The 26,654-nt window shown below is 44.0% G+C and carries 23 protein-coding genes; 18 read left to right on the forward strand and 5 right to left on the reverse strand.

Going from position 1 to position 26,654, the window contains the following annotated elements:
• Positions 1 to 582: 582 nt before the first annotated feature.
• Positions 583 to 1,005, reverse strand: a complete 423-nt coding sequence (locus tag ACQCT5_RS16215) for an HIT family protein (protein WP_499643134.1) — start codon at positions 1,003 to 1,005, stop codon at positions 583 to 585.
• 747 nt (positions 1,006 to 1,752) lie between these two features.
• On the opposite strand from ACQCT5_RS16215, the gene ACQCT5_RS16220 reads away from it, so the two are divergent.
• The 3 genes from ACQCT5_RS16220 to ACQCT5_RS16230 all read left to right on the forward strand — a co-directional run bounded on the left by ACQCT5_RS16220 (position 1,753) and on the right by ACQCT5_RS16230 (position 4,550).
• Positions 1,753 to 2,487: an ABC transporter ATP-binding protein gene (locus tag ACQCT5_RS16220; protein ID WP_499643447.1), complete on the forward strand. Its 735-nt coding sequence runs from the start codon at positions 1,753 to 1,755 to the stop codon at positions 2,485 to 2,487.
• The gene (locus tag ACQCT5_RS16225; protein ID WP_499643136.1) at positions 2,480 to 3,694 is read left to right on the forward strand and encodes an ABC transporter permease; all 1,215 of its coding nucleotides are present in this window, start codon (positions 2,480 to 2,482) and stop codon (positions 3,692 to 3,694) included. The genes ACQCT5_RS16220 and ACQCT5_RS16225 overlap by 8 nt, the downstream gene beginning before the upstream one ends.
• A gap of 136 nt (positions 3,695 to 3,830) precedes the next feature.
• Positions 3,831 to 4,550 carry an EcsC family protein gene (locus tag ACQCT5_RS16230; protein ID WP_499643138.1) on the forward strand — a complete coding sequence of 240 codons (720 nt, stop codon included), beginning with the start codon at positions 3,831 to 3,833 and terminating at the stop codon, positions 4,548 to 4,550.
• Positions 4,551 to 4,590: 40 nt separating this feature from the next.
• Here ACQCT5_RS16230 and ACQCT5_RS16235 read toward each other — a convergent pair whose 3' ends face one another.
• Positions 4,591 to 5,799 (reverse strand): M20 family metallopeptidase, encoded by a 1,209-nt coding sequence (locus ACQCT5_RS16235; protein ID WP_499643140.1) that lies wholly within the window; start codon positions 5,797 to 5,799, stop codon positions 4,591 to 4,593.
• 127 nt (positions 5,800 to 5,926) lie between these two features.
• Here ACQCT5_RS16235 and ACQCT5_RS16240 point away from each other — a divergent pair, with 127 nt between their 5' ends.
• The 4 genes from ACQCT5_RS16240 to ACQCT5_RS16255 all read left to right on the forward strand — a co-directional run bounded on the left by ACQCT5_RS16240 (position 5,927) and on the right by ACQCT5_RS16255 (position 9,271).
• A complete protein-coding gene (locus tag ACQCT5_RS16240) occupies positions 5,927 to 6,607 on the forward strand; it encodes a phosphatase PAP2 family protein (protein ID WP_499643142.1) in 681 nt (226 codons plus the stop codon).
• A gap of 161 nt (positions 6,608 to 6,768) precedes the next feature.
• Positions 6,769 to 7,569 carry a cell wall-active antibiotics response protein LiaF gene (gene liaF, locus ACQCT5_RS16245; protein WP_499643144.1) on the forward strand — a complete coding sequence of 267 codons (801 nt, stop codon included), beginning with the start codon at positions 6,769 to 6,771 and terminating at the stop codon, positions 7,567 to 7,569.
• Entirely contained in the window at positions 7,556 to 8,620 is a 1,065-nt protein-coding gene (locus ACQCT5_RS16250) for a sensor histidine kinase (protein ID WP_499643146.1), read from the forward strand. The genes liaF and ACQCT5_RS16250 overlap by 14 nt, the downstream gene beginning before the upstream one ends.
• Positions 8,621 to 9,271 (forward strand): response regulator transcription factor, encoded by a 651-nt coding sequence (locus ACQCT5_RS16255; RefSeq protein WP_499643148.1) that lies wholly within the window; start codon positions 8,621 to 8,623, stop codon positions 9,269 to 9,271. It abuts the gene before it with no gap.
• 38 nt (positions 9,272 to 9,309) lie between these two features.
• Here the strand turns inward: ACQCT5_RS16255 and ACQCT5_RS16260 are convergent, their stop codons facing one another.
• Positions 9,310 to 9,828, reverse strand: coding sequence for an antibiotic biosynthesis monooxygenase family protein (locus ACQCT5_RS16260; protein WP_499643150.1), 519 nt, complete (start codon positions 9,826 to 9,828; stop codon positions 9,310 to 9,312).
• A 295-nt stretch (positions 9,829 to 10,123) separates the two neighbouring features.
• On the opposite strand from ACQCT5_RS16260, the gene ACQCT5_RS16265 reads away from it, so the two are divergent.
• From ACQCT5_RS16265 to ACQCT5_RS16300, 8 genes are all read left to right on the forward strand, one after another.
• The gene (locus ACQCT5_RS16265) at positions 10,124 to 12,232 is read left to right on the forward strand and encodes a transglycosylase domain-containing protein (protein ID WP_499643152.1); all 2,109 of its coding nucleotides are present in this window, start codon (positions 10,124 to 10,126) and stop codon (positions 12,230 to 12,232) included.
• A 37-nt stretch (positions 12,233 to 12,269) separates the two neighbouring features.
• Positions 12,270 to 13,916 (forward strand): ATP-binding protein, encoded by a 1,647-nt coding sequence (locus ACQCT5_RS16270; RefSeq protein ID WP_499643154.1) that lies wholly within the window; start codon positions 12,270 to 12,272, stop codon positions 13,914 to 13,916.
• A 149-nt stretch (positions 13,917 to 14,065) separates the two neighbouring features.
• The gene (gene hemE / locus ACQCT5_RS16275) at positions 14,066 to 15,106 is read left to right on the forward strand and encodes a uroporphyrinogen decarboxylase (protein ID WP_499643156.1); all 1,041 of its coding nucleotides are present in this window, start codon (positions 14,066 to 14,068) and stop codon (positions 15,104 to 15,106) included.
• Between the two features lie 43 nt (positions 15,107 to 15,149).
• A complete protein-coding gene (gene hemH, locus ACQCT5_RS16280; RefSeq protein ID WP_499643158.1) occupies positions 15,150 to 16,091 on the forward strand; it encodes a ferrochelatase in 942 nt (313 codons plus the stop codon).
• Positions 16,092 to 16,115: 24 nt separating this feature from the next.
• The gene (gene hemY / locus ACQCT5_RS16285) at positions 16,116 to 17,543 is read left to right on the forward strand and encodes a protoporphyrinogen oxidase (protein WP_499643160.1); all 1,428 of its coding nucleotides are present in this window, start codon (positions 16,116 to 16,118) and stop codon (positions 17,541 to 17,543) included.
• A gap of 133 nt (positions 17,544 to 17,676) precedes the next feature.
• A complete protein-coding gene (locus ACQCT5_RS16290; protein WP_499643162.1) occupies positions 17,677 to 18,243 on the forward strand; it encodes a TetR/AcrR family transcriptional regulator in 567 nt (188 codons plus the stop codon).
• Between the two features lie 74 nt (positions 18,244 to 18,317).
• On the forward strand, positions 18,318 to 20,510 hold the full coding sequence (locus ACQCT5_RS16295; protein WP_499643164.1) for a YhgE/Pip family protein: 2,193 nt from the start codon (positions 18,318 to 18,320) through the stop codon (positions 20,508 to 20,510).
• 340 nt (positions 20,511 to 20,850) lie between these two features.
• Complete coding sequence (locus ACQCT5_RS16300) at positions 20,851 to 21,861, forward strand: LacI family DNA-binding transcriptional regulator (RefSeq protein ID WP_499643166.1); 1,011 nt, start codon at positions 20,851 to 20,853, stop codon at positions 21,859 to 21,861.
• 44 nt (positions 21,862 to 21,905) lie between these two features.
• On the opposite strand, the gene ACQCT5_RS16305 is transcribed toward ACQCT5_RS16300, so the two are convergent.
• A complete protein-coding gene (locus ACQCT5_RS16305; protein WP_499643168.1) occupies positions 21,906 to 22,442 on the reverse strand; it encodes a hypothetical protein in 537 nt (178 codons plus the stop codon).
• Positions 22,443 to 22,930: 488 nt separating this feature from the next.
• On the opposite strand from ACQCT5_RS16305, the gene ACQCT5_RS16310 reads away from it, so the two are divergent.
• Positions 22,931 to 24,244, forward strand: a complete 1,314-nt coding sequence (locus ACQCT5_RS16310) for a polysaccharide deacetylase family protein (RefSeq protein WP_499643170.1) — start codon at positions 22,931 to 22,933, stop codon at positions 24,242 to 24,244.
• Between the two features lie 47 nt (positions 24,245 to 24,291).
• On the opposite strand, the gene yhfH is transcribed toward ACQCT5_RS16310, so the two are convergent.
• Positions 24,292 to 24,426: a protein YhfH gene (gene yhfH / locus ACQCT5_RS16315; RefSeq protein WP_499643172.1), complete on the reverse strand. Its 135-nt coding sequence runs from the start codon at positions 24,424 to 24,426 to the stop codon at positions 24,292 to 24,294.
• Between the two features lie 152 nt (positions 24,427 to 24,578).
• On the opposite strand from yhfH, the gene ACQCT5_RS16320 reads away from it, so the two are divergent.
• Together ACQCT5_RS16320 and lplA are read left to right on the forward strand one after the other, a co-directional pair.
• On the forward strand, positions 24,579 to 25,319 hold the full coding sequence (locus tag ACQCT5_RS16320; RefSeq protein WP_499643174.1) for an MBL fold metallo-hydrolase: 741 nt from the start codon (positions 24,579 to 24,581) through the stop codon (positions 25,317 to 25,319).
• Positions 25,320 to 25,322: 3 nt separating this feature from the next.
• Positions 25,323 to 26,309, forward strand: a complete 987-nt coding sequence (lplA, locus tag ACQCT5_RS16325; RefSeq protein ID WP_499643449.1) for a lipoate--protein ligase — start codon at positions 25,323 to 25,325, stop codon at positions 26,307 to 26,309.
• The last annotated feature ends 345 nt before the right edge of the window (positions 26,310 to 26,654 follow it).

The raw sequence follows: 26,654 nt of genomic DNA on the forward strand, positions 1-26,654 counted from the left end.
AAGTGAAAAGCCTTTGACATCCCTTCCCAGATATGAAGAAAAAAGTCCATGGAAGTTTCGCAAAAAAATAATAATAGTAGGGTTGAAACCATTGCCTACAATTTTACACAATAACCAGGACTTGACTCATCATCGGGTTTATGAAGGACGTTTTGAGGTGTGATGGTATGTGAAAAGTCCATCATAGTGGTTATGAAGGACGTTTTGGGGTGTGATGGTATGTGAAAAGTCCATCATAGTGGTTATGAAGGACGTTTTTGGGTGTGATGGTATGTGAAAAGTCACTCATCGGGTTTATGAAGGACGTTTTGAGGTGTGATGGTATGTGAAAAGTCCATCATCGGGTTTATGAAGGACGTTTTGGGGTGTGATGGTATGTGAAACGTCCATCATAGTGGTTATGAAGGACGTTTTTGGGTGTGAATGCAAGAGAAAAGTCACTCATCGGGTTTATGAAGGACTTTTTGAGCTAGGATTCCATGTAAAAAGTCCATCATCCACTTAGAATTTCCCGCCGCTTTAAATACCCCCAGCAAAAATCAAAAGCCGCCCGACACGTTTCGGACAGCTCGATTAATCATCCTATTTTATTCCTTGCGCGATCTTGGACGAAATCTCTAATAGGTCGGAGGTGGAATAGTCGCTTTGATTGGACTTCCATACTGCACCGAATCCGTCCCCTTTACCGTAGCGCGGCAGGATATGGAGGTGATAATGGAATACCGATTGCCCTGCAGCTTCCCCATTGTTATTCAGGAGGTTTAAGCCGATCGGTTCAAATTGTGATTGAATGGAATTTGCGATTTTCGGTACCACCTTGAACAGATTGGATGCAATCTCGGGAGTAAGTTCATAGATGTTTTCCTTATGTACTTTCGGAATCACCAGTGTATGGCCTTTCGTAACCTGGCTGATGTCCAAAAATGCGTAAACATGCTCATCCTCGTATACCTTTGCACTAGGAATTTCCCCATTGATAATTTTGCAGAAAATGCAATCATGCATCAGAATCACCTCATTAATTTTTTCTCATTTTACCATGTTTTGGACACATTGCATAATCAGTGAATCATCAAGGTTTGGATAAAATAAAAAGCAGAAGCGCAAAGCCTCTGCTTTAAAGAAGGGGAAAGGGGGCAACAAGCTTCTCTGTCAGAATTAGGAGAAGCCTACAAACAGCATTTTTAGCTTACAAATAAACTGTGTTTGATAAACACCTCATCTGTTTTTAAAAATGTGTCTAATGGTCAGCTTTCCTGTTCAAAACAACCATCCCCTTGTTACTTGATTTCACAACTAGAGTAACTTGGATTTTCGACTAGATAGTCTTTGACGAACACCTCATTTTCAAAATGAATTACTCACGGATACACTAACTTTAAAGTAAAGCGTCGCCCGTAAACACCTCATTCTTGAGGATCAGCAGGAGTTCAGTCCATGATGATCGATTTGTTGTAGCCGGTTAAGTCCCACAACGACGAGAACACATTATTTTAACTTTTATTGAGTCAAGCACAACTGTCTTGGACAGCCACCTCATCTCATAAAGTTAACCTAAAGGCTTGTTACTTGCCCCCCGTTCCCCTTCCTTACATATGATGCGCACTTTCCGCGAAAATATGTTATGGTAAATTTTATATATAAGAAAAAAATTTAGGGGCCAGACCCCAGCAGGATTTTCCCTTTTTATGTAGTACATATTAATATTGCTTTAGTGGATTGTGAAAGGATGGGGTGTTGGTGAGTTTAGATTTGTTGGAGATTAGCGGGTTGACCGGAGGATATACGAATCAGGCGGTGTTGAAGGATATTTCGTTTTCGGTGAAGAGAAACGAGCTGGTTGGATTGATCGGGCTGAATGGGGCCGGGAAGAGTACGACTATCAAGCATGTAATCGGAACGATGGAGCCGAAGAAGGGGTCCATTAAGATTGATGGCATCTCCATCCAGGAGGATACGACCAAGTACCGCTCCACTTTTACCTTCATACCGGAGACGCCGATACTATATGATGAGCTGACTCTTTACGAGCACCTGGAACTGACAGCGATGGCTTATGGCCTCTCGAAGGAGACATTTGAGGCGCGTCTGCATCCTTTATTGAAGGAGTTTCGCATGGAGAAGCGGTTGAAATGGTTTCCCGCCCATTTTTCAAAGGGGATGAAGCAGAAGGTCATGATTCTGGCGGCTTTCTTGATTGAACCAAAGCTTTATATCGTGGATGAGCCGTTTGTCGGTCTGGATCCGCTTGCGATCCATTCCTTATTGGAGATCATGGACAAAGCGAAGAAAAGTGGTGCGGGTATCCTGATGTCCACTCATATCCTGGCGACGGCGGAGAAATATTGCGATTCTTTTGTCATCCTGCATGAGGGGGAAGTCAGGGCGAAGGGCACACTAACGGAGCTTAGACAGCAATTCGGTATGCCGCAAGCATCATTGGATGACCTATATATCCAGCTGACAAAGGAAGAAAACAATGTTTAATGTCGATCAGCTTTGGAAAAACAGGTTCAGTCAATATATAAAGGATACCAGAAAATATTTACGCTATATGTTCAATGATCATCTGGTCATTGTCATGATCTTTCTATTAAGTGGACTTGCGCTTGCTTATCAAAACTGGCTGGAGGTTGTTCCGAAGGATTTCCCGTATGCCCCACTTATGGGAGCGCTCCTTGCTCTACTTTTGACAAGGGGAAGCATTCATACATTTTTAAAAGATCCGGATATTGTCTTTCTGCTGCCGCTTGAAGCAAAGCTTGGTCCTTACATAAAAAAATCATTCCGGTTTTCGATTGTCCTGGAGAGCTATTTCCTTCTCCTCGTTTTCGGGGTTTCGGTCCCCTTGTTTGTCACGCTTACAGGAGCAACGATGCAAACTGTTATGGTAATCCTTGCCCTGTTAATTGCAGTTAAAGCCTGGAACCTCTGGATGACCTGGCTTATGAGCTTTTACACTGATTATAAAGCGCGTCTGGCTGATTGGTGGATCAGGCTTTTCTTGAATTTTGCCCTCCTGTACCTCGTTTTTGCGCGGGCAGACTATCTATTCATTGGACTTGTGCTATTGATTATGACGTTTTTGTTTGTTTATTTCCAAAAAGTAACCGCTAAGCTGACTTGGAAATGGGAATACCTGATCGAAAATGAAACAAAGAGAATGCAGCTTTTCTACCGTGTGGCAAACCTGTTTGTGGATGTCCCAGGACTGAAGGAGAAAGTAAAGAGGAGAAGATGGATGGATGCGGTGCTGCCCTTGGGAAAGTATCATCAGAATCAAAGCTATCTTTACCTATATTTACGGACGTTTCTGCGTTCCGGTGACTACTTCGGTTTATTCCTGAGGCTGCTGATCATCGGAGGAGTGTTCCTGCTGTTATTGCCTGTAGGATATGCAACCTACCTTGCACCATTGTTCGTCCTGTATCTCACAGCCTTCCAGCTTGTGCCGATGTGGCGCCATCATTACAACAAAATATGGCTGTCCATTTACCCGGTCAAGGAAGAGGAAAGAAGCCGTGCATTTTTGAAAATGATGACAGGCATTCTAGTTGTGCAATCAGTGATATTGAGTGTCCTTGTTACATTTGTTGCTTCCTGGATGGAAGTGGCCATTGTATTGGTTGGGGGCGTCCTGTTTGCTTACGTTTATGTGAATACGGTAGTGAAGAATAAAATTGCAAAGTTGTAAATGGAGAGCACGTAAGCGTATTGGCGTTTGCGTGCTTTTTACTTTATGAAGTTGATACATTTTTCTTCCACACCATTTGAAACCTGTCGTGAAAACATACGTATAAATAAATACAAAGAACAGAGGAGTGTTTCCCATGTATGAACAAAAAATGCTAGAGGAAGTCACGAAATGGAAGCTCCAGCTGCAGAAAAAATCAACGATGTTCCAAAGGCTTTCCAAAGGTGCGCAGAATAAAGTAAATAGCATGATTCCGGAAAAAGTCCATACGGTGATGCGTGAAAGTATTAAAAAGATGGTACAGGCAACTTTAGTGGGGAGTAATATTACTACTAAAAAGAGGGAGGATATTTATAACCTCACCTTGGTAGAAAAAGAAAAACTGTTACAGGAAAAGCTGGATTTCTACAAAAGGACCGCAGCGGTTGAAGGGGCTGGTACAGGGGCTGGCGGCATTTTGTTGGGATTGGCGGACTTCCCGCTCCTTCTCTCAATCAAAATGAAGTTCCTCTTTGAAGTCGCATCCATCTACGGCTACAACATTAAAGAGTATGAGGAGCGGGTTTACATCCTTTATATTTTCCAACTGGCATTTTCAGGTGAAGACCACCGCAGGCAAGTCCTTGGCTTTTTAGAGGATTGGGAAAAGAATAAAGAGGATATCACCGAATTGGATTGGCAGACATTTCAACAGGAGTATAGGGATTATATCGATCTTATCAAAATGCTGCAGATGATTCCGGGATTTGGAGCGATTGTTGGAGCGTATGCGAATTATAATTTCCTCGATCACCTTGGGAAAACAGCGGTTAACTGCTACCGAATGAGATATTTGAAGAAAGAGGGACTCATGTAAAAAGCACCGAACTTCAAAGGAGAAGTTCGGTGCCTTTTTACTATGCCTGATGGGGCTGAACCAGGGACTTTTGTGCCTGATTCTGATACTGGACAGTTGCAGAACCAAGTGTTTTTGCTGCAACCAACAAGGATTTTTCATTGATATCAAACTTAGGGTGATGATGCGGGTAGGCAACTTCCACGCCTTCCGGTTTCGCCCCTGTAAAGAAGAAGGTTCCTTTTACATGACGAAGGTAATAGGCATAATCCTCCCCGCCCATATGAGGCGCTGTTTCCTCGACAGTTTCCACTTCGGAAATCTGTTTGGCAATCTCCACGAGAAATTCTGTTTCCTCTTTATGGTTCACAACAGCAGGATAGCCGCGATCGAACGTATATTCATAAGTAGATCCATTCAGCGCGCAAGTAGCGGCTGCCACTGCATCAATTTCTTTTTCGATCTGATCGCGGACATCATCGTTGAAGGTGCGGACAGTACCGATAAGTTGTGCAGAATCTGCAATGACATTAAAAGCGTTCTCCGCTACAAAGGTTCCGACGGAAATGACGGCCGGATCGACTGGGTTGACTCTGCGGCTGACAATCTGTTGCAGGTTCATGACAAGTTGGGAGCCGGTTACAATGGCATCCTTTGTTTTGTGCGGCTGAGCACCATGTCCGCCTGAGCCTTGAATTTTAATGGAAAAGCGATCAGCAGCGGCCATTACCGGACCTACACGATATTGGATGGTACCTAATGGAACACCTGCCCATAAATGAGTGCCGAATATCACATCCACGCCATCCAGGCAGCCATCCTGGATCATGGCAATGGCACCGCCTGGAGCGTATTCCTCAGCATGCTGGTGGATGAGGACCACGTTGCCGACCAATTGATCACGGAGCATATTCAGACATTTGGCCAATACTAGAAGGGTAGCAGTGTGGCCATCATGACCACATGCATGCATCACTCCTGGAACTTTCGATTTGTATTCCACTTCTTTTTCATCCTGGATCGGAAGAGCGTCAAAGTCAGCGCGTAATGCAACCGTTTTACCCGGGGTGGCCCCTTTTATTTTTGCAACCACTCCATTTCCGCCTACATTCGTCGTAACGGAAATGCCGAGATTTTTGTAAAAGTCGGCTATGTACGTTGCCGTGTGAAATTCTTTGAAGGATACTTCAGGGAATTGATGCAAATAACGTCTGATTTCAACCATTTCTTCATAATGTTCCGCTAACAGCTCACTAAGTTTATCCAGCATAATGTTTCCCCTTTCGAAATAAATATTGGTTTTCTAGTATTCTATATGATTTCACCAAAAAAGAATAGTCATATTTTTCAAAAATCATGTATGATAGATAGGTAGAAAGTATGGTGGAGGAGATAGAATGCAAGCGGAAAAAGTGCAAAGGGAACAGGTGGCAGTAAAATATAGGATATGGAGCAGAAGTGCCTTTTTTGTTTTATGTGGACTGTTTTTCTTCTGGTCTTTTCAACAGATTGTTGCTGAAAATACAATAGCTTTTGATGGTGCAATCCGGGATGCAGTCAGCGGATTGGAAGCGGAGTGGGTTGTCAGTTTCTTTCATCTGTTTACCACACTTGGCGATAAACCTGGTGTAATCACGATCATGCTTCTTGCAGTGGTGCTGATCTGGTGGAGAAAAAGGGATTACATAGCGATGGGAACGATCATTGCCGGCGTTATTGTGGTCAATGAATTAAATAAATGGCTGAAAGATTTTACCGGAAGAGAGCGGCCGATGACTGGACCAGGTGCCGAAAGTCTCAGTTTTCCTAGTGGACATGCAATGGTCGGGCTCTTTTTCTATGGGTTGCTCCTATATCTGATCTTGACCTATATCAAGACCGGTGGGAAAAGATTGATTATTCTTGTGGCAGGTATCGTATTCATTGCGTTGCTTGGGACCAGTCGGATTTTCCTTAACTACCACTATCCATCCGACGTATTTGCAGGTTATGCAGCAGGCTATATCTGTTTGCTGCTAGGTGTGTTGGCCTACGAAGGGTTACATTCCTATTTTCAAAAAAGAGCAGTGAAGCCTTAGGGCACGCTGCTCTTTTTTGAAATTTCCGCCCCAAGACGGATAGAGATACGAACTGCAGGTCGGTTTTAACCACTTTGGATTTTAGTAAACTGATAATAGACTAAAAGGATTTCTCGGTTAGGTTGTCTAATTAGGTATAAGGGGGGGAGAAGAGCATCATCATGAAAACATTCAATCAGAAAATAATCGCAATTTTATTTGTTCTAATAGGAATTATGTTGCTTCTTGTCAATTTAGGAGTCATTTCCTTGGAAATAAAAGAGTATTTTGTCACGTTTTATCCCGTTATTATCGTATTGCTAGGGTTAAAGTGGCTCATAGAATCCGTTCTATACGGAAAGAAAGCACTCTTCATCAGCCTGGTACTTGTCGTGTTTGGGGCGTTATTGCTAATGGATCGCCTTGACTTCCTTGTATTTGAATTTCAGATGATTTGGAAGCTTTGGCCGCTTTTGTTCATCTATTTTGGTCTCCAGTTATTTATTAAAAAGCGCCCGGTTAAAATAACGGTCACCAAGGGTGATTATGATTTCGACCTATTTTCAAAAGAGGAAGACGATGATTTTTTAAATGAGGAAAAGAAAGACCCCTCCCATCAAAAGAAGGTCATTACAATCGGCGAGCTGAAAATGAATAAGCCGAATTGGGCTGTCGAGCCTTTGACATTGAAAACGGTGGTAGGGGATTACTACTTTGATTTTTCAAAAGCTTATATCCCTGACAAGGAAACGAAAATTCGGATAAAGGGCGTGGTCGCGGACTTGAAAATGTTGATACCGGATGACCTGCCAATTCGAATCGAGTCATCGGTTAAGATAGGGAAAATCAGGGTTTTTGATGAATCCTCTCAAGGGAAAAAATGCAGGGTTTTCTATGAATCACCGAATTATGATAGTGCGACAAGAAAGCTTGATATTGAACTGGATCTGAAAATAGGGGATGTGCGTATTGAACGAATCTAAACAAGATAAAAAGATAAACAGTTTGCGTTTTTGGCTGATTCGTTCTTTTGTGACGGTGGCGACGATTTCCTGCTCCTTATTTTTCATTTCCCTTCAATTACTGGTCCTATTCATTCAGGATTTCCAAATCACTGTTTCCATATCGATCTGGATGACAGTCATGAGTTTTTTGATTTCAGTTGGTACAAGTATTTATATCGGCTATAAGCAAAGCAGCTATTTGAAAAAGAGGGTGGAGGATATCTCAACCTTTATTGCGACACTAGGCCGTGGGAAATTTTCTGAAAGGATCATTGTCGCAGAAAAGGATGAATTGGGAAGATTGACGGAAGATATCAACCAACTTGCAAACAAATTTCAAAGCCAGGTCCGATCGCTCCAAAAGCTTGCGGAAGAGAAAAATCAGCTTGCAATGAAAGCCCATAATGCTGCGACCATTGAAGAAAGACAAAGACTTGCCAGGGAATTGCATGATTCCGTCAGTCAGCAGCTTTTCGCCTTAAGTATCATGTCCTCTGCCGCGATAAGAATGTTTGAGCAGTATCCGGATGAGTCCAAAAAACAGTTGAATGATATTGCTGGTATCGCTGCCCAGGCACAAGGGGAGATGAGGGCATTGCTCTTGCATTTACGCCCGGTTTCCCTGACGAACGATACATTGTGTGTGGGAATACATAAGCTCCTTGAAGAATTGGAGGAGAGGACTCCGATTACATTCCAGCATGATATAAAAGAGATCTCCTCCTTGAGCAATGCAACGGAGGATCACTTGTTCCGGATTGTTCAGGAAGCGATATCTAATATACTGCGGCATGCGGATGCTACCATTGTGAAAATAGATATGCATCAAAAGGAAAATCAGTATGTATACATATTTATTAGTGATAACGGAAAAGGATTTGAAGTGAACCATCAGAAGCAATCCTCCTACGGCCTGTCGAATATGAAGGAGCGCTGTGAAGAGATTGGCGGAGAGTTTACAGTCCGTTCGAAAAAAGGGGAAGGCACACATATAGAAATTCATATTCCGATAAGAGGGGAGGAAATTTAAATGGATAAGGTAAGAGTTGCTGTGGTGGATGACCATGACATGGTACGCAAAGGCCTATTGGCTTACCTGATAACAGAGCCAGGAATTGAAATAGTCGGAGAAGGGGCGAGTGGCAGGGCTGCCATCGAATTGGCAAGAAAGCAAATGCCGGATGTCATGCTGATGGACCTTTTAATGGAGGATGGCACGGGGATTGACGCTACACGGGAAATAGTAAAATTTCACCCAAACTGCAAAATTATCATTATCACAAGCTATTATGATGATGAACAGGTCTTTCCGGCGATAGAAGCAGGCGCATACAGCTATCTATTGAAAACAGCAAGAGCAGAGGATATTATCCAGGCCATCGAGAAGGCTGTCCGCAATGAGCCAGTGATTGAACCCAAGGTGGCCAGCAAAATGATGAATAGATTCCGCGCTCCTTCCAAGCTGCCGCACGATGAATTGACAGAACGGGAGATAGAGGTTCTGATGTGTCTAGGGGATGGATTAACGAATCAGGAAATCAGTGATGAGCTTTTTATCGGTGTGAAAACAGTCAAAACGCATGTCAGCAATATTTTAGGCAAGCTGAATGTGGCAGATCGCACCCAAGCAGCCATTTATGCAAATAGGCATGGGGTATTGAGGGATAAAGAGAAAAAATGATATAAAAAAGGACCGATTCCACGGTCCTTTTTTGCTGCCTATTCCGTCTCGGAAGGCATCTGCACATGATAGGTAGTAACATAGGAAGGACGCGGGAATACCTGCTGCTTTTGATCGATGCCTTCCGATGAACCTCTTTTTTCATGCGCTTTATCGTATGCTTTGGATTCCTGCCACTGGGTAAAGTATTTGGCGTCTTCCCATAGTGTAAGAATCACGTAAGTATCAGAACCCACTGGACGCAGAACCCTGATTGCTGCAAAACCTGCTTCATCTTCAATTAATCTTGCTCGCTGGTTGAAGCGGTATTCAAATACCGGTCGGCCTTCATCTGTTACCGGAATATTATTCAGTACGGCAAACTTCCCCTTCGAGAGCTCGCCGGATGCGTCCAGCACTTCATATTTATTTCCTGAATTGAAGCTCGACTGTTCCGTGGTTTCGTGCATCAGGACTGCATTATCCTCCCCATGCATCAACAGTAATTCGCCATCATGTATTCCCTCGCGCAGGTCCTCGAGGAACCCCGCTGTTCCAAATGTCATATAAAAGTTCATTTTTCATCGCTCCTCATGTTTAATTAACGGTTTCTTATAACAAAATAAGGTAAATGCAAGAAAGATTCTCCAGAATAAGTTAAAATAGTATCTGGACGATTTTAGCTTACTCTTTTACTGCCATTATATAAGAAAAAGGATGCCCGGACACCTTCTGCAAGGATGTCCGAGCAAATTAATCTTACTTATTATTACCGCTTTTCATAAGGAGGTAAACATCATCGAAAGAGCTGTAAGGAAAAAGAAGTGGGAAGGTTTAAAGCATTTCAAGAAGCATTTTCAGAAAAAATATATTGTGTTTCCAGTGATAGCAATATGTGCGATACTCTTCAGCCTAGTCGGATACATCGCGATTATCATGGCGGGTAACTATGTCATAGACGACACGAAACTTATAATGGATTCGACCACCACACTTGTTGATGAAGAAGGGAAACCCATCACGAAGCTATTTTTTGAAAATCGAGAAATTGTGACGCTGGATCGTATTCCAAAGCATGTCCAGCACGCATTTGTGGCGGTGGAGGATCAACGGTTTTATGAGCATCGTGGCATTGATGTCAGGGCCATTGGAAGGGCAGTATATCGTGATGTGGTGACGAGAAGCAAGGCGGAGGGTGGAAGCACCTTAACGCAGCAGCTTGCGAAAAATATCTTTCTGACGAATGAGAAGTCGTGGCTACGTAAAACGAAGGAAGCGGTCATTGCCATAAATCTGGAGAGACGGTACACGAAGGACGAGATCCTTGAAATGTATCTGAATCAGATATATTTTGGGCACGGGGCCTATGGAGTAGAAGCGGCTTCCAAGTTCTATTTTAATAAAAGCGCCAAGGATCTCTCTGTGGAACAAGGAGCCATGCTGGCAGCACTGCCGAAGGCTCCGGGCAGCTATTCTCCCATCAATAATCCGGAGGCGGCCAAAAACCGCAGAGATCTGGTGATAGAGCTTATGCATCAGCATGGATACCTCGAAGCGGAGGAAGCGGTGGCCTTGCAAGGTAGGACCCTTGGTATAGAAATTGTGGAGCCAACGGAAAAACAGGCCTATCTGACCTATATCGATATGGTGGTGGAAGAGGCGGAAAAACGTTATGGCCTTACCAATGAAGAGCTGCACAGGGGAGGGTACTCGATTACTGTCCCAATGAATGTTGCCGCACAGGACGCTGCCTTCGAGCTGTTCCAAAAGAATGAGTATTTTCCAGGCAAGCCCGAAAATGTGGAAGGTTCCTTCGTCCTGATGGACCAGAAGTCAGGTGGTGTGCTTGCGGTGATGGGTGGAAGGCATTATGTTACCCAAGGCATCAATCGGGTTTCCATCAAAAGGCAGCCCGGATCTACTTTTAAGCCTCTCGCTGTCTATGCACCCGCCCTTGAGGAAAAGGAGTTCGAGCCATACAGCCTTTTATCGGACAAGCTTCTATCCTATGGCGACTATGAACCTAGAAACTATCATCACAAGTATCTGGGGCAGGTCACGATGTATGATGCGCTTAGGGATTCGCTAAATGCACCGGCAGTTTGGGCTTTAAATGAACTGGGGATTAAAAAGAGTAAAGGCTATCTAGATAGAATGGACCTTTCCATCCCAGATAACGGATTGGCCATCGCACTTGGCGGGTTGAAGGAAGGGGTTACACCTCTGGAATTGACCAAGGCTTACCGTAATTTCGGAAGCGGTGGGAAAATTGTAGAACCATACTTCATCAAGGAAATAAAGAGCAGAACCGGAGAAGTCATCGCACAGGCAAAAGTAAAAGAAAAGCATGTCTTCAGTTCCCAAACAGCCTGGACAATGACAAGAATGCTTGAGGGAGTAGTCGAGCAGGGGACTGCACAGGCGGGTTCGATAAAAGGGGATCTAGCGGGAAAAACCGGGACCACCAATTATCCCCATGTCGAGGGTGCCATCAAGGATACTTGGTTTGTCGGGTATACTCCGGATATCGTTGGAACGGTATGGATGGGCTATGATGTGACGACTGAAGAGCAGTATCTGACAGGTGGCGGTGCATTCCCTACCAAACTTTTTAAGGACATTGTCAGGGAATCGGGATTGGATGATGGAATGTTTTCCGTTCCAGCCGGTGTAACAGATCTTGAAGAGCCGATCATTCTGACCGAAGTCGATGAGCTGAAAGCATCGCTGACATTCCGTCCATTCGGCCTGTTTACCACGATCCTGCATTGGCCTGCATCGGATGACGATAGGGTAGTCTACCGAATCTACTCCCTTCAAGATGAGAAAGCCAAACTTGTAGATGAGGTCACAGGAAAAGGAACGTACGAGATGGAAATGATCAATATCTTTTCCGTCCCTTCCTATTATGTGGTTCCATACAATCCGCAGACAGAACAGGAAGGTGAACCATCACCAGTAGTAAAACCAACATTTCGCTAAAATAGATAAAGCAATGCACTAGAGGAGAAACAAGGAAATGAAATCTTATCAACCTAACTTTTTTACTGGCTTCACCCTACGATTAGCCGAACAATGGAACTTGGAAATGAACGACACGAGTGAACAGCTTGCGATGATTCATAAAAGGAACAAGCTGTTGCTGATTGTTTTCGTCACGTTGTCCGTTCTGGATGCCATCACAAATCTCTTTGTTTTTCCAAGCATTCTATTGCCGGTAATTCTTTTGTCGTTGTTGGGCTGCAGCGTGACCCTTTATTTTGTTTTACAGCCCAGGCTTGCAAAAATAGGGATGTACGTGATTGTCTGTACATCCTTCTTGCCTTTTTGGGTCGTTGCCTACCTGGACAAGGATGTTATCAATTACATATTTTTAACGATGCCTTTAATCATGTCTTCGATATACAACAGAATCATGCCTACCATCTTGGCTAGTGCCATAACCCTTGTTACCTTGACATATTTCTACTTCTATTATTTCCAAACTGTATTTTATGAAAATATTAAAGTGGATGTCGTCTATTTTATTTTGTTTACGCTATTTGTAACCGTCTATCTCCTGTTTTCAAGCAGCTTAAATGAACGGTTCCGTCTGAAAGCGGAGGAGAGAGAAAAAGAAACATCCCGCGAACTGCTTTCTACCAGGGAGTACTTGGAGGCGTACTTCGCCAATACTACTGATGCAATCGGGGTGTATGATCTAAATGGCCATGCTATTCAGATCAACGCATCCTTTGAAAATATATTTCAAGTCCGTGAAGAGGATGTCGTCGGCAAGCAAACATGCTTTCTTACTTTCACGAAAATGGAAAATATACCCTCTCTATTAAGCAGAATGGAAGAACAGAAAAACGTTTCCTTCGAGACCGTATCGACTGTCGGCAACCAAACGCTCGAAGTGAAAGTGACGGTAACACCCATAAAAAATCCAAGAGGAATCATCATCGCACTCATCTTTCTGATGGAGGATATTACGGATAAAAAACGGACGGAGGAAGCGCTGATGCAGTCGGAGAAGCTTTCTGTCATCGGTGAATTGGCAGCAGGTGTGGCCCATGAAATCCGTAATCCAGTGACTGTCCTGAAAGGGTTCGTTCAGCTTCTCTCTCAGCAGCGGACCATCCCGGATCCGTATTATTTTAATATCATGCAAAAGGAGCTTGATCGTATCAACCAGATCACCAATGAATTTATGGCGCTTGCAAAACCCCAGGCAGTCAAGATTAAAAACCAGAATCTATTGGAGCTGATCTGCCAGGTGACCGATTTCCTTGAAAGTGAAGCCCTGCTGCATAAGGTAGAGCTTATAGTGGAGTATGAAGAAGCTCCCATATGGATCGATTGCGAGCCGAACCAAATCAAGCAGGTGTTGATCAATACGATAAAAAATGGAATAGAAGCCATGCCTGAAGGTGGAAAGATCCGTATCAAGGTGAAAAAAGAGCGGGAGTTCATTTATCTCTTGATCGAGGATGAAGGGACAGGCATTCCGGCTGTTCTGATCGAAAGAATAGGGCAACCCTTTTTCACGACAAAAGAGCAGGGCACGGGCCTTGGGCTGATGGTCAGCATGAAGATCATAGAGAACCATGGTGGAGCCGTTTCGATACAAAGTCAGGAAAATAAAGGAACAACCGTAAAGATCCTATTGCCACTTCATATATAAATGTACGAAAAGAGCCTAAATAAATCGTCTATTTTATGAACAATGGGCGCTAATTCTATACTTTCCTTACAATAATAGGTATAGTGTTAAATGACAGAAGTGAAACGTAATAAAAGAGAATCAATCGATAGACGGAAGGGGTCATCACAGTGAATCAACGCAAGTTCAATGATACATTTTTAAAAGCATGTCGAGGGGAAGAAACGGATCATGTTCCTTTATGGTATATGAGGCAAGCTGGCCGTTCCCAGCCTGAATACAGAAAAATCAAAGAGAAGTACTCTCTGTTTGAAATTACACACCAGCCTGAGCTATGTGCATACGTAACAAAGCTCCCGGTTGATCAATATAATGTCGACGCTGCCATTCTATATAAAGATATCATGAGTCCTCTACCAGCAATCGGCGTGGATGTAGAAATCAAATCGGGAATCGGTCCTGTGATCGATAATCCGATCCGATCCGTTCAGGACGTGGAAAAGCTGGGAGAAATCAATCCGGAAGAGGACGTTCCTTATGTACTTGATACAATCAAGCTATTAACAAAGGAACAATTGGACGTGCCACTGATCGGATTCGCGGGAGCGCCATTTACACTCGCTTCCTATATGATCGAAGGCGGTCCTTCCAAAAACTACAACAAGACAAAAGCATTTATGTATGCGGAACCGAAAGCATGGTTCGCATTAATGGATAAACTGGCTGATATGACCATCACCTATGTGAAATCACAGATCAATGCCGGAGCAAAAGCAATCCAGATTTTTGACAGCTGGGTTGGCGCATTGAATGTGGAAGATTACCGCTACTTCATCAAGCCTGTCATGAACCGCATCTTCTCATCTCTAAAAGAAGAAAATGTCCCATTGATCATGTTCGGTGTCGGTGCGAGCCACTTGGCCAATGAATGGCATGACCTTCCGCTGGATGTAGTGGGGCTTGACTGGAGACTGCCGATCGCAGAAGCAAGACAGCGCGGCATCACTAAAACGGTCCAAGGGAATCTGGATCCGGCCATTCTTCTTGCCCCATGGGAAGTGATCGAGGAAAAAGCGAAGGCCATCCTGGATCAAGGGATGCAACAGCCTGGCTATATCTTCAACCTGGGTCACGGTGTATTCCCGGAAGTGAATCCTGACACATTGAAACGTCTGGCACAATTCGTACACGACTATTCTTCTAAGAAATAATTGCATGACCCTATAAAGAATAATAGAACGAGGTGTAGAACTAATGGCAAAAAAGACAATGGGCCTATTGGTCATGGCTTACGGTACACCATATAAAGAAGAAGACCTTGAGCGCTATTACACACATATCCGCCGCGGCAGAAAGCCATCGGATGAAATGCTTCAGGATTTGAGAGACCGCTATGATGCAATCGGGGGAATTTCTCCTCTTGCAAGAATCACAGAAGACCAGGCAAATGCACTTGGCGCACATCTGAACTCCATCCAAGATGATATCGAATTCAAAGTATACCTGGGGTTAAAGCATATCGAGCCTTTCGTGGAAGATGCAGTCCAAGCGATGCATAATGACGGAATCAAAGAAGCGGTCAGCATCGTCCTTGCGCCTCACTTCTCCACATTCAGCGTGAAATCCTATAACGGACGTGCACAGGAAGAAGCGGAGAAAATCGGCGGCCCGGCAATCTACTCTGTGGAGAGCTGGTATGACGAGCCGAAATTCATTGACTATTGGGTAAAAGGTGTCAAGGAAACCTTCCAAAGCATGGATAGTACAGAAAGAGAGAAGGCGGTGCTGATTGTTTCTGCACACAGTCTGCCTGAAAAGATCCTTCAAATGGGCGACCCATACCGCGACCAGCTTCAGGAAACGGCGGATTTGATCGCCAAGGGTGCAGGGGTCGACAACTATGTGATCGCCTGGCAAAGTGAAGGGAACACACCAGATCCATGGTTAGGTCCCGATGTTCAGGATATTACACGTGACCTTCATGAAGAAAAAGGCTACACTTCATTTGTTTACACACCAGTAGGATTTGTTTCCGACCATCTTGAGGTTCTTTATGATAATGATATTGAGTGCAAGATCGTGACAGATGAAATCGGTGCCAAGTACTATCGCCCGGAAATGCCGAATACACAGCCACAGTTTGTGGATGCAATGGCAACAGTCGTATTGGAAGAATTGAAAAAGCACAATCAGTAAACTAGTAAAGAAGGCGATGAAACCATGAACGAGGAGAAAAAAAGGGTTGTCATCATCGGTGGAGGGATTACAGGCCTTTCTGCCGCCTATTATCTTCAAAAAGAAATGTTAGAGAAAAAGTTAGATATAGAGATTACATTGATTGAAGCGAGCAACCGATTAGGCGGGAAAATCCAGACGGTGAAAAAAGATGGCTTTACCATTGAGCGAGGGCCGGATTCTTTCTTGGAGAGAAAGGTCAGTGCCGGTCAATTGGCCAAGGATGTAGGGCTTGAAAGCAAGTTGACCAATAACGCAACAGGCACTGCACATATCCTGTTAAAAGGAAAGCTTTATCCAATGCCGGAGGGTGCAGTGATGGGTATTCCAACAAAGCTGACACCATTTGTCACAACCGGTTTATTTTCTCCAATGGGGAAAATGAGAGCAGCGGCAGACCTCATCATGCCTTCTTCAGGAAATGGGGAAGACCAGTCACTGGGATCTTTTTTCCGCAGAAGGCTCGGTGATGAGGTTGTTGAAAACCTGATAGAGCCATTATTATCCGGCATCTATGCAGGGGATATTGATAAACTCAGCTTGCAGGCAACCTTCCCGCAATTTCAGCAGGTGGAGCAGAAGTACCGCAGTTTGATCTTAGGTATGAAGCAGACCACACCCAAGCGTCCAGCCAATCAGCCGAAGAGCAAAAAAGGGATGTTCCAGACTTTGACGGGCGGTTTGCAGTCGCTTGTGGATGCTGTTGAGGACAACTTGACACATGTGAATGTACAGAAGGCAGTAAAAGTGGATGAAGTAGTCAAGCATGGTGATTTTCAATATCAGATTTCACTAAGCAATGGCAAAACGCTGAAAGCTGATCATGTAGTGATGACCACACCACATTTTGCAACTACAAGCATGCTGCCACATGCTGACTATTTGGCACAACTTACGGAGATGGATTCCACTAGCGTAGCAACAGTAGCCATGGCATTTGACGCATCTGCCATCAAGCATGATATCGATGGCACTGGTTTTGTCGTATCCCGAAACAGCGACTACACCATCACCGCGTGTACTTGGACCCACAAAAAGTGGCCGCATACGACACCTGATGGGAAAATACTGTTACGTTGCTATGTCGGCAGAGCCGGAGAAGAGGCAATTGTCGAGCAGAGTGATGAAGAGATCAAGCAGGTGGTGCTCGATGACCTGAATAAAATCATGGACATCCATGCAGAGCCTGATTTCACCATTGTGAGCAGATGGAAGCAGGCCATGCCGCAATATGCTGTCGGCCATAAGAAGATGCTGCGTAAGATCTATGAGCGACTAGCTGCAGAAATGCCAGGAGTCTATCTTGCAGGAAGCTCCTTTGAAGGGGTGGGACTGCCGGATTGCATCGATCAGGGGAAAGCGGCAGTGGAGACCATTTTGAATCATTACCAGAATCAGCCGGTAACGGTATAAATAGAAAAGGGGGATTGCATTTTTCGGATGTAATCTCCTTTTTTTATTGCAATTTTTATGAACAGGGAATATAATAATGACGAAGTGACCATAATTGTATTTCAGTCAGCAGTTAAAAAGGGGCCAATCAATCATGGATAAAAAACAAAGCATAAAGGAAGCGGCTGCGAAATCCTTCTCCATGTTCGGCTACAAAGCCACCACCATGGACCAGGTTGCCAAAATTGCCAATGTCGGAAAAGGAACTATCTATAATTTCTATTCCAATAAGGAGGAGCTCTTCGGTGACATTGTATCAGCGATCATTTGTGAAATGAGAGAGGTTGCAGATAGAGCCATCGATCCCGAGCTGTCGTTTCATGAAAACGCACACCGGGCACTTGTAAGGATTTTGGAGTTCCGGAAAGAGCATCAGTTGACGATAAAATTGATCCAGGAGGAAAAAGAGCTTGGCACACCGATTGTGAAGGAAGAGCTGCAAAAAGTGGAACAGGTCATTGTCGCCTATATCCAGGACAAGATCGACGTTGCTATCGCAAAAGGGGACATCATTCCATGCGATTCAGAACTTACAGCTTTCCTGATGCTGAAATTCTACTTTGCCCTGATTGTGGATTGGGAAAAAAATCACGAACCATTATCAAAAGAAAAAATCGCAGAGCTGTTTGAGCTCTACTTTTTCAAAGGATTGTCAGTCTGATGATCCTTATCTATTTGAAGAAAAATGACCAAATGAGAAAAACGGTCATATAGTTTACAGGAGGTATTGATACAATGAAAAATTTTATTGGAGCAGAATGGAAGGATCATTTTACAAATAAAAAAATATTGATTCCTGTGCTGGCAGTCCTTTTCATTCCATTGATGTACAGTGGGATGTTTCTTTGGGCGTTTTGGGATCCTTATGAAAGATTGGATGACCTGCCGGTTGCGGTCGTAAATCTTGATGAAGGTGCTCAATTTGAAGAGATGGAGCTCACAATAGGGGAGGATCTCTCGAAGAACCTGAAGGATAATCCTTCGTTCCAATGGGAGTTTGTGAATAAGGAGGAAGCGTATCAAGGCCTGGAAAATCAGAAATATTATATGGTGATCGAGATACCGGAAGACTTTTCGAAGCGGGCAACGACGCTTCTGGATGAAAAGCCTTTTCCAATGGAATTGAAATATGTACCGAATGAAAGCTACAACTTCCTATCTGCACAGATCGGGTCAACCGCAGTGGAGAAAATCAAGGAGGAAGTTTCAAACGAATTGACAGCTACCTATGCGGAAGAGATGTTTGCCAATATTGAAAAACTCGGGGACGGATTTTCACAGGCGGCAGATGGAACACATCAATTAACTGAAGGGATTGCGGAAATTCAGACAGGCTCAGGTGATCTGAAGGAAGCATTGGGCCAGGCGGCAGAAAAATCGATTACCTTCAGCCAAGGGGTGGCAAAAGCCTATGGCGGAGTACAGGAAATCTATGTTGGGAATGAAAAGCTTGCAAATGGATTGGGTGAGCTGGAAGAGGGGCATAGAAGCCTGACAAATGGAATGGAGCGCGCGCTTGCTGGAACGAAAGAGTTGAGTGATGGTGCTGCAGCAACACAGGCTGGTATTGAGAAGGCCTACAAGTCCCAGCAGCAGCTTGCAGGTGCCGCTTCACAGCTTCATGAAGGATCGAAAAAGCTGGCAGCAGGTGGAGCCTCCCTGCAGGAAAAAACTTCAGGAGCTGCGGTGAAAGCGGAACAGCTTGCAGGAAGCATGAAAGAATTTGAAACGGTGCTGCAGCCTGTTTTGGAAGATGCGACGCCAGAGGAACGCGCTGTTATTGAGGCTTACTTGAAGGAGCTTGTTGCTGGTTCCGATCAGTTCTCACAAGGCATGGTGGCATTGGACGGCGGGGTGCGTGAGTTGCAAAACGGCTTGACTGTTTCCGTTGCTTCACTCGAGCAGCTTGCTGGCGGTGAGGCACAGCTTTCTGAGGGATTATCCGCACTTGCTGATGGGTCCGGAAAATTGTCGACTGGAGCAAATGAGTTGCTTAAAGGTCAAACGGAGTTGACTTCCGGACTGGCGAAGTTTGGTGATGGTTTGACTTCGGCTGCTGCTGGAAGCCGAGAGCTCTCTGCCGGAGGAAAAGAGTTGGTCAACGGTATGGGAGTGCTTGATGATGGATCGAAACAATTCAGTGATGGGACTTCCCAGCTTGCAGAAGGATCCTCGGCTTTGAATGATGGAATCGGTCAGCTGGGTGAAGGCTCTCAGGAACTGGAGTCCAAGCTGACGGATGCAGCCGTTCAGGCAGGGGAGGTCAAAGCTGATGAAGAGACTTTCGGGATGTTCGCTAATCCGGTAAAAGTGAAATCAGAGGTTGCCAATGGTGTTCCTAATTATGGAACAGGATTTGCTCCTTACTTTTTATCACTCGGTTTGTTTGTCGGAGCCCTGTTGTTATCGATTGTCTATCCATTACGGGACACTGTCGGTAAACCAAATTCCGGTACCGGCTGGTTTCTCGGGAAACTAAGTGTCTTGGTGGTTGTCGGTGTGGTGCAGGCCTTGCTTGCGGATCTTGTTCTGCTGTATGGCCTTGGCATTGAGGTGCAAAGCGTTCCGTTGTTTGTGGTGTTCAGTATCCTCACATCCTTGGCATATATCGCACTGGTGCAATTCCTGGTGACACTGCTCGGAGACCCGGGACGATTTGTTGCGATCATCATCTTGATTCTACAGCTTACAACGAGCGCAGGAACATTCCCGTTGGAGCTGATTCCGGGAGCGTTGCAGGTGTTCAATGCATTCCTGCCGATGACCTACTCGGTGGCCGGTTTGAAAGCGGTGATTTCTAGCGGCGACTTCGGCTTTATGTGGGAGAATGCGGCGGTTCTTGCGGGATTCATGGGCGTGCTGATGGCCGGGACGTGGATGTACTTTGTTGCAAGATTTAAGAAGATTGGTAGACTGATAGAAGAATAATGGAGATGGAGCCCAGCTGGATGCTGGGCTCCGTTTTTATGTATTTCGGTGGTTCGGCACGAACTCGCCCCAATTCCGCATGAACTTTGCGCAGTTTGGCACGAACTCAGCCCACTTCGGCATCAACTCTGCCTTGTTCCGCACGAACTCGAAGCCAACGTACCAATTTCATCATTCCTATACCAGTAAAAGAATTATTTTCCATCTCTCCAGAATCGATTTTCCTCCTAAAATGCAAAAAACCTATTGAAAACACTTACATTTCCTTTTATACTAGTAGTTATGAAAACGATTTCAATTATTCTTCTAACATATTAATTCTAGTTAGGTGGGGAGACTCGTGGCAACAATAGAAGATGTAGCAAGACTAGCAGGGTTATCGAGAACGACTGTTTCCCGTGTCATCAATAACCACCCGTATGTATCGGAGAAGAAGCGAGTGCTTGTCATGAATGCGATGAGTGAGCTTGGGTATGTCCCGAACTCCTCGGCCAGAAGCTTACGCAGTCAAAAGACGGAGATGGTTGCCCTCTTGATTCCGCGGGTCATGAATCCATTTTTCAGCGAACTGATTGAAAGAATGGAAATGGCAGCGGCGGAGAACGGCTATCAGCTGATCATCTGTCAGACGAAATATTCCAAGAAAAAAGAATTGGACTACTTAAACCTTCTGAAAACAAGGCAGGTAGACGGAATCATACTCTCCTCGATTCAAAACGACTGGAATGTAATAGAGCCATTTTTAGAATTTGGACCAATCGTTTTATGCAACGAATTTGAAGAGGATGCGCAAGTGCCATCCGTTCGTCTTGATCAGACATATGGGGGATACATTTCCACCAAGCATCTGCTCGAGCTTGGTCACCGCAAGGTCGCCTACTGTACCGGGGGGTACAAAAGCAATGTGGCGCAAAGCCGTGAAGCTGGCTTCCGAAAAGCGCTGGCGGAATTTAATGTGCCATTTCAAGAAGAGTTCACCTTTGGGGACGCCTTCACCATCGAGGACGGCCGTAGAATTCTTCGCGATATGCTCACACTAAAGGAAAAGCCGACTGCCGTTTTCACTGGCGGGGATGAAGTGGCTGCCGGCATCATTACAGAAGCAAAGCGACATGGCGTAAGAATTCCGGAGGATCTCGCAGTTGTAGGATTCGACAACCAGGCAATCACCGAGCTCGTCGAACCGTCCATCACAACGGTCAATCAGCCGATCGAGGACATGGCAAGAAAAGCCTTCCAGGTCATGATGGAAAAAGTCCGCTCCAAACGCTTCCGCCACAAGGAAATATATGAATACGATCTCGAACTCATCGTTCGGGAATCAACGGTCAAACAAGGGGTTTACGTATAGAATAGGAAAAAGCGCACTGTGGGGATGGTGCGCTTTTTTTTGACTCAATTTTTTTCAGCGGTTGAGGGGTTAATGGTAGTGCCATTAATATCCTCTCTTAAAATGTCTCTGAATACATCGGCTGCCACTTCATTGAAGTTTTTATAGAGGTCAGACAGATCATCATTATAGAACTGGATGACGCTCTTTGAAAATACGGGAAATACAGATAATGTACCAGGAGTGAACGGTTCAACTACGGCAAATTTGAAATAGCGGTTCGTTTCCAAAGCGGTTTCAAAAAGCTCTTGGATTTCCTTTGCTGTCAAAGTTCCTTCAATCGGATCCACAACCTGTCCATCATTAATTACTACGATATACACATTAATATTTCCTAATTCCTTTTGGGCAATTAGAATAGTAGCCAGTGCCTGAGCTTTCTTGCGGTTTCGGACAAGAATCGGAACGAGATACCCTGCATCCAATGGCAACTCAATGATATTCGTCACTGTGACCGCAGGATCGTTTCCAACAGAGTATTTCAGTTCATTGTAATAGGTAAACTGAGGGGGGCTTAACTGTGGAAGTATGGGTTGAGTCATTTGTACACCTCCTTTTTATATACTTATGTATTCTATGAAAATAGCAATTCTTTGTACCGGCAAAATGATTAGATATAGAATGATTCAATAAATTATTTTATTGGTGGTGTAAAGAAAATAATAATATAGAAGGGGGGCTTTGTAATAGATTCCACTATCGAAAGAAAAACCGCCAAGATCTTTCTTGGACCAGCGAAGGCCACCATAGTGCCTGGCTCGGCATCAAAGTATATTAGTTGAAAGAATAAGTGATATAAAAGGCTTTAACGTCTTTTGTTGTTCATTTATCAAAATATGTAAACTCCTTTACTCAATTTAAGTTGCCTCCTTATTTTACCACTATGTATTATTGGATATCATGTTGGAAAATGCTGAACTGGCCTTTAAATCTCACAAGAAATCAACAATATAATGATTAGTGAGTCCATAGAGACTATAATGTTTTTAGAAGAAATTAGTCCAAGAAATGAAGGGAGGTCCAGTATCGGATGAAACGTAAAATAGCCAATTCATTATTTTTCGTCCTTTGTTTAATTATTTTCTCCCAGTCGGCATGTGAAAAAGGGGAAATGGTAATTCCACCAGATGAAGCAGAAAGTCCTTCAATCGAAAAAGATCCTTCAACAATCAATGAGATTGATCCATCCATACTACTTGATGAAATCTTAGCCAAGGCACAACAAGGAATGATCAAGGAAAGCTCCTTTGACGTATGGCAAACGACTATCGACCAAGTGGAAAGGGAATGGGGGAAACCTGAGCAGGTAGATCAGGCGGGCTACGGAAAATATGCCAGCTTCCCGAAGAAACAGGTTACCATCGGATATAGCGATGACGGGGATATTTTTGATATCCGGTCCTATGCAAGGAATCTTAATGAAATCACTTTGGAAATGATGGAAAAGAAATTGGGGGAGCCTTCAGAAATACGGGAGCTTGAAAACGAACGGATTTATGTTTATAGACTGGAAAAGCAGCTTGAGTTGAAAATGGTAATACCTTCTCAGGCTGAAGGAGTTGATCATTTGTCAGTGTTTAATGGGGGAAGGGCAATAGCGTCTGAGATGGAAGAGGACAGAGACTATCACCTTGATATTAAAGGGACATCAAATCAACTATCTGCTAAAGCATGGAAAGACATGCAAAAATGGCGGAAGGATATTGTTTCTTTTTCCAGAGATTATGAACATATCTACATAAATGGACCAAACAAGAAAAAGGTCGCCCTCACGTTTGATGACGGGCCGGACGAATCCGTAACGCCTGCCATTTTGGATGTTTTAAAACAATATAATGTGAAAGGAAGTTTCTTCTATTTAGGGAGTGAAGTCGAGCGATTTCCGGATATTGTGAAGAGGACTTATTCAGAGGGTCATCTTGTATTAAGCCATAGCTACCATCATGTTGATCTCACAACATTGCCAGAAGAAAATTTGAGGCTAGAACTGGTAATGGCAGGGAATGCCTTGAATGAAGTAATAGGCAGGGAGCCGGCAATCCTCCGAACACCATATGGAGAAACGAATGGGCTTGTTGCAGCTATTGCGAAAGAAGAAGGATATTCTATTGTACTCTGGTCTATTGACACTCTTGATTGGTCCCAAAAGGAATCAGAGAATATTGTGAATAACGTTTTGGAAAATGTTCGAAATGGAGATATCATTCTGATGCATTCCGATTCCGAAAAGAATGAAACTACCAAGGCTCTCTCTAAAATGATTGAGGAATTACAGGAAAGGAAGTTCGACATAGTTGATTTAGAAAATCTTTTATCAATTAAAGCCTATAAAACCGATCAATAAGAGATAAAAAACAGGGTATCCGAATAGGACACCCTGTGGGTAGTTTTCTATTTTAATTGGCTGGACATGCATTCGTTGCAATGGTTGCCATAGCACTCGTGCTGCTCATCCATTGTTTTTTTGCATTCTACGCATTTTTTAGGTGGTAAGGTTTTGAAAAATTCGGTACTTTTAATCAACATGTTATCACCCTCCGTTTTGTTATTTGATGTTATTGTATTATAACAGAACTTGTCCTGTCAACAACTGTTTTAATACAAACTGTAAAATAGGAAAATGGGTGTGGGTATGGTATTCTTATTTTGAAAAGTAACAGGTAAAGGGTGATGTGGCGTTGAAGCTTACGGTTGTAGGGTATTGGGGCGGATATCCGGCTGCAAATAGCGCAACAAGCGGGTATTTGGTCGAGCAAGATGGTTTTCGTTTACTGATTGATTGCGGAAGCGGTGTATTAGCACAGCTCCAGAATTACATAGAAGTTACAGAGCTGGATGCTGTCATCCTGTCGCATTATCATCATGATCATGTGGCAGACATCGGGCCGCTGCAGTTTGCAAGACTTATTTCCTTCTATATGGGCAAATCGGTGACACAGCTGCCGATCTATGGTCATCAGGAGGACATGCAGGGATTTGCCTCATTGGACTATAAAGAGTATACAAAGGGTGTGGCGTACGATCCCGCGCAGATTCTTCAGATTGGGCCTTTTTCCATAGAGTTCTTGAAGACCACGCATCCTGTTCCATGCTATGCGATGAAGGTCACGACGAATGAAGGCTCTTTTGTCTATACTGCAGATACGAGCTATCAGGAATCGTTCATCCCTTTTACTAGGGATGCGGACCTCTTGATCTGCGAGTGCAATCTGTATGCCCATCAGAATGGTCAGGCAGCAGGGCATATGAACAGCCATGATGCTGCAAAGGTGGCAAGGGATTCTGGAGTGCCGAAGCTTTTGCTTACGCATCTGCCGCATTTTGGAAACATAGAGCAGCTGGTGGAAGAGGCTTCATCCATCTATAAGAGTGAAATCACACTGGCACATAAAGGTTATACATGGGAGAGTGGAAAATAAATGATGCTTTTTATTGATAATAAGGGAATTACCGATCCAAGGATCAACTTGGCAATCGAGGAGTATGCACTGAAAAATCTTGATATCGAGGATACCTATCTTTTGTTCTACATCAATGAGCCTTCCATCATCATCGGGAAGAACCAGAACAGTGTGGAAGAGATCAATACGAAATATGTCGAGGATAATGGCATCCATGTCGTGCGTCGTCTTTCCGGCGGGGGAGCGGTTTATCATGACCATGGGAACCTGAATTTCAGTTTCATTACCAAGGATGACGGGGAGAGCTTTCACAATTTCAAAAAGTTTACAGCGCCGGTAGTCGAAGCACTCAAGAGCCTTGGTGTTAATGCGGAAATGAGCGGACGCAATGATCTTCTGGCAGAAGGGCGCAAAATCTCAGGAAATGCGCAGTTCTCCACAAAAGGGCGAATGTTCAGCCACGGAACGCTTCTGTTTGATTCAGAAATCGAACATGTTGTTTCCGCCTTGAATGTGAAAAAGGATAAGATCGAATCAAAGGGTATCAAATCAATCCGGAGCCGTGTGGCGAATATCAAGGAATTCCTGAAAGAGGACATCACCATCGAGCAGTTCCGTCAGCTTCTGTTGGAGGCGATTTTCAAGACGAAGGACATTCCGGAGTACGAACTGACGAAAGAGGATTGGAAGAACATCCATGAGCTATCGAAGGAACGCTATCAGAACTGGGACTGGAACTATGGAAAATCACCAAAGTTCAACCTACAGCATTCGCACCGATTCCCTGTCGGACAGATTGATATCCGTCTTGATGTGACAAAAGGGAAAATCGAAAACTGCAAAATCTACGGAGATTTCTTCGGTGTCGGGGATGTCAGTGAAATCGAAGAGCTACTCATAGGCGTCAAATATGAGAAGGCTGAAATTGCGCAGGCGATTGAAACAGTGGATGTGAAACATTATTTTGGTAATATAACGCGTGAAGAATTGCTTGATCTAATATACTAAAATTGGGAACGTGGGGCTGTTGGCTTCACGTTCTTTTCTATAGTAAAATATCTTATCTGAATATTTTAATTTTATAGACATAATATAATGACAGAACTCTAGCAATCTACTATAATTGTTAGTGGGAGATGAATGAATGGTCATTCATTCAATGAGGCTCTTTTCTGAAAAATTGTTGTTATTACGCTAGTGAAAAATCGGCACTTGGATTTTTCACCTGCTTTATCGCATTTGTTGCTAACATACTTCGTGTCATCATTAGGGAAAAGAGCACGATGATACGATAAAAACGTGGGGTAACACCTATTCGATAAACGACAATCAATCCGATGAAAGCCTTTAATA

Origin of the sequence: Sutcliffiella halmapala, from assembly GCF_050107295.1 — a bacterium.
Taxonomy (GTDB): domain Bacteria; phylum Bacillota; class Bacilli; order Bacillales; family Bacillaceae_I; genus Sutcliffiella_A; species Sutcliffiella_A halmapala_A.

Bases quoted from the DNA above. Each gene is read 5' to 3' on its own strand.
- ACQCT5_RS16215 (WP_499643134.1), bottom strand. From the start codon at position 1,005: ATGCATGATTGCATTTTCTGCAAAATTATCAATGGGGAAATTCCTAGT.
- ACQCT5_RS16225 (WP_499643136.1), top strand. From the start codon at position 2,480: ATGTTTAATGTCGATCAGCTTTGGAAAAACAGGTTCAGTCAATATATA.
- ACQCT5_RS16230 (WP_499643138.1), top strand. From the start codon at position 3,831: ATGTATGAACAAAAAATGCTAGAGGAAGTCACGAAATGGAAGCTCCAG.
- ACQCT5_RS16235 (WP_499643140.1), bottom strand. From the start codon at position 5,799: ATGCTGGATAAACTTAGTGAGCTGTTAGCGGAACATTATGAAGAAATG.
- ACQCT5_RS16240 (WP_499643142.1), top strand. From the start codon at position 5,927: ATGCAAGCGGAAAAAGTGCAAAGGGAACAGGTGGCAGTAAAATATAGG.
- liaF (WP_499643144.1), top strand. From the start codon at position 6,769: ATGAAAACATTCAATCAGAAAATAATCGCAATTTTATTTGTTCTAATA.
- ACQCT5_RS16255 (WP_499643148.1), top strand. From the start codon at position 8,621: ATGGATAAGGTAAGAGTTGCTGTGGTGGATGACCATGACATGGTACGC.
- ACQCT5_RS16260 (WP_499643150.1), bottom strand. From the start codon at position 9,828: ATGAACTTTTATATGACATTTGGAACAGCGGGGTTCCTCGAGGACCTG.
- ACQCT5_RS16270 (WP_499643154.1), top strand. From the start codon at position 12,270: ATGAAATCTTATCAACCTAACTTTTTTACTGGCTTCACCCTACGATTA.
- hemH (WP_499643158.1), top strand. From the start codon at position 15,150: ATGGCAAAAAAGACAATGGGCCTATTGGTCATGGCTTACGGTACACCA.
- hemY (WP_499643160.1), top strand. From the start codon at position 16,116: ATGAACGAGGAGAAAAAAAGGGTTGTCATCATCGGTGGAGGGATTACA.
- ACQCT5_RS16290 (WP_499643162.1), top strand. From the start codon at position 17,677: ATGGATAAAAAACAAAGCATAAAGGAAGCGGCTGCGAAATCCTTCTCC.
- ACQCT5_RS16295 (WP_499643164.1), top strand. From the start codon at position 18,318: ATGAAAAATTTTATTGGAGCAGAATGGAAGGATCATTTTACAAATAAA.
- ACQCT5_RS16305 (WP_499643168.1), bottom strand. From the start codon at position 22,442: ATGACTCAACCCATACTTCCACAGTTAAGCCCCCCTCAGTTTACCTAT.
- ACQCT5_RS16310 (WP_499643170.1), top strand. From the start codon at position 22,931: ATGAAACGTAAAATAGCCAATTCATTATTTTTCGTCCTTTGTTTAATT.
- yhfH (WP_499643172.1), bottom strand. From the start codon at position 24,426: ATGTTGATTAAAAGTACCGAATTTTTCAAAACCTTACCACCTAAAAAA.
- lplA (WP_499643449.1), top strand. From the start codon at position 25,323: ATGCTTTTTATTGATAATAAGGGAATTACCGATCCAAGGATCAACTTG.